This window comes from Trichlorobacter sp., assembly GCF_030247655.1.
GTDB lineage: Bacteria > Desulfobacterota > Desulfuromonadia > Geobacterales > Pseudopelobacteraceae > Trichlorobacter.
This window is the reverse complement of the sequence record NZ_JAOTRZ010000288.1, coordinates 1-3,130: the sequence shown is the minus strand read 5'-3', so window position 1 is coordinate 3,130 and position 3,130 is coordinate 1. Positions and strand designations below refer to the sequence as shown.

At 47.3% G+C, this 3,130-nt stretch carries 3 protein-coding genes; all 3 read left to right on the top strand.

Annotated elements, in window-relative coordinates; all coding sequences use genetic code 11:
- The first annotated feature begins 141 nt into the window (after positions 1-141).
- The gene (locus OEL57_RS15760; protein ID WP_300741786.1) at positions 142-738 is read left to right on the top strand and encodes a hypothetical protein; all 597 of its coding nucleotides are present in this window, start codon (positions 142-144) and stop codon (positions 736-738) included.
- Between the two features lie 2 nt (positions 739-740).
- Positions 741-1,934 carry a PDDEXK nuclease domain-containing protein gene (locus OEL57_RS15755; protein ID WP_300741784.1) on the top strand — a complete coding sequence of 398 codons (1,194 nt, stop codon included), beginning with the start codon at positions 741-743 and terminating at the stop codon, positions 1,932-1,934.
- Between the two features lie 312 nt (positions 1,935-2,246).
- On the top strand, positions 2,247-3,130 hold an 884-nt coding region (locus OEL57_RS15750), incomplete at its 3' end, for a DEAD/DEAH box helicase family protein (protein WP_300741782.1).

Genomic DNA, 3,130 nt, shown 5'->3' with positions numbered 1-3,130 from the left:
GTACTATTACTAAAAGAATTGTTTGAATATCTACTTGAACCAGATGACTGCATTATTGATTTTTTTTCTTTTTTCGGGTCTTCTGGGCATGCTGTATGGCGTTTAAATGTACAAGATAATAGAAAACGTAGATTTGTTCTTGTGCAACTTCCGGAACCATTAGATCCGGATGACAAGGATCAAAAAATAGGTGCAAAATACTGTGATAAGCTTGGTAAATCTCGTACTATTGCCGAACTAACCAAAGAACGCCTCCGCCGTGCTGGCAAGAAAATCAAAGAAGACAACCCACTCTTTGCCGGCGACCTTGGTTTCCGCGTCTTCAAACTCGACACCTCAAACATCCGTGCCTGGCAACCCAACCGGGATGATCTGGAGCAGACCCTCTTGGATCATGCAGAACATATTGTTGCTGGCCGCAGTGAGCAGGATATCCTCTATGAACTGCTGCTGAAGCTGGGGCTTGATCTGACGGTTCCCATTGAGCAGAAAACCATTGCCGATAAAACAGTCTATAGCATTGGTGCCGGTGCCTTGCTGGTCTGCCTGGCAGAAGCTATTAACCGTGATGCGGTTGAGCCGCTGGCACAGGGGATAATTAGCTGGCATGTCGAACTGAAGCCAGCCGTTGATACCCGCCTGGTATTCCGTGACAGCGCCTTTGCCGATGACGTGACCAAGACTAACCTTACCGCCATCCTCCAGCAGCATGGTCTGGATGATGTGAGGAGTCTGTAGCTATGGGAAAACGTCCGCAGATTACGCCGATGAGTGCATTAATCAATGTATCCGGTGATGGCTTGATGGATAGGGTTGTTTCCATCCTTGAACAGGCGCGAACCAATGTGGTGCGGGCAGTCAACAGCAACATGGTGATTGCCTATTGGCTGATAGGCCGTGAAATTGTGCAGGAGTTGCAGCAGGGCGATGAGCGGGCTGAGTATGGAAAACAGGTTATAGAAAAGCTTTCCGTACAGCTTACTGTTAGGTATGGCAAAGGGTTTTCTTCTCCCACTCTATGGAAGTTCCGGCAGTTTTATCAGGTATATTCAAATCGGACACCAGCGATTCTATCCCCGGCAGGAAGAGAATCTACCGCTTCCCCTGATGCCATTACCAACAATCAAATTCTATCCCCAAACGGGACAGAATGTACCAGCAATGTATTACGCTACCCGGCAGGTAGCGAATTAGGCGGCTTTTCATCATCGCTCACATGGTCGCACTATAGGGCGCTGATGCGGGTTAATAAGCCGGAAGCCAGACTTTTCTATGAAAAGGAGGCCATAGATTGTGGCTGGACCAAGTACCAGCTTGAACGTCAGATACAGACCGCTTATTTTGAACGGATTTTGCAGAACAAAGGCGTAGAGGGGCTGAAACCTGAAAAGCGTGACAGACTGCCCGGCGATACGCTGTCACCGATAGACCTGATGAAATCACCTTACGTGCTGGAATTTCTTGACCTTCCCGATTCTCCTTCATTGCATGAAAAAGACCTGGAAAAAGCCATTATCAGCAACCTGCAGATGTTTTTGCTGGAGCTGGGAAAAGGATTTTCGTTCGTTGCCCGGCAGAAGCAGCTCCGGTTTGATGAAGAGAATTTTTATATCGATCTGGTCTTTTACAATTTCATTCTTAAATGTTTTCTGTTGATTGACCTAAAAATCGGCAAATTGACTCACCAGGATGTTGGCCAGATGGATGGATATGTCCGTATGTTTGAGGACTGTTTCAAAGTGCCGGGCGACAATCCTACCATCGGACTGATCCTCTGCTCAGACAAGAGTGAAGCGGTTGCCAAATATTCTGTGCTGAGCGACCGCAAACAGATATTTGCCTCGCAATATATGGACTACCTGCCAAGCGAAGAAGAGTTGCAAAAGGAGCTGACGCGGGAGCGGGCGCTGATTGAAGCCAATAGTGAGGAATAGCAACTATTCGGAAATACCGAACAGTTCACTGAGTGTCTAAAAGTAACCTGTAAGGAATACTTACAAGTTCATTTGATTTTTATCCACAGATTTTGCAGATAAACGCAGATAAAAAACGCTTAACCACGATATACGCTAAAAACATGAAAGAACTTTTTGAAGAAACCAGAAAAACTCTTGGGGTTTTAACCTAAAAGACCTGCTTTTGCCTTTAATTTCGTGTGTTTTGTGTGTTTCGTGGTAACAGTTTTTCAGATTATATCTGTGTAAATCTGCGCCATCTGCGGATTGATAATATAAGGAATCCCATTCATGAAACTCCACTTTGAACATAACCTTGACTACCAGCATGCCGCCATTGAAGCAGTGGCCGATCTTTTTCGTGGTCAGGAAATCTGTCGTACCGAATTTACCGTTACCAGCAGCATTGGCGAACAACATCTGCTGGCCTTTGCCCAGAATGATCTGGGTATTGGCAACCGGTTGCAGCTTCTGGATGATGAACTGCTGGCTAATCTGCAGGATATTCAGCTCCGTAATGGCCTGCGTCCATCAGATTCTCTTTCATCTGGTGATTTTACGGTGGAGATGGAGACCGGCACTGGCAAGACTTATGTCTACCTGCGGACGATATTTGAGCTGAACAAGCGGTACGGCTTCACCAAGTTTGTTATCGTCGTGCCGTCTGTGGCTATCAAGGAAGGCACCAACAAGACCCTGGAAATAACCAGAGACCACTTTGAGGGGCTGTATCCCGGTGCCAAGGGGTATGAATTCTTCCAGTATGATTCATCCAAGCTGGGACAGGTGCGCAACTTTGCCACCAGCCCAAACATCCAGATCATGGTGGCAACGGTTGGCGCAATCAACAAGAAGGATGTGAATAACCTCTACAAAGACAGCGAAAAGACCGGTGGCGAAAAGCCGATTGACCTGATCCGGGCCACATCCCCCATTATTATTGTTGATGAACCGCAATCTGTTGACGGTGGTCTGGAAGGCCGAGGCAAGGAAGCCCTGGGAGCCATGAACCCGCTCTGCACCTTGCGCTATTCTGCAACCCATGCAGACAAACACCACATGCTCTACCGTCTGGATGCTGTGGATGCCTATGAACAGAAGCTGGTGAAACAGATTGAGGTTGCTTCGGCTAGCGTTGATGGCGGCAATAATAAGGCTTTCGTGCGCCTGTTATC

Coding starts and splice junctions, on each gene's coding strand:
- OEL57_RS15755 (WP_300741784.1), top strand. CDS start 741: ATGGGAAAACGTCCGCAGATTACGCCGATGAGTGCATTAATCAATGTA.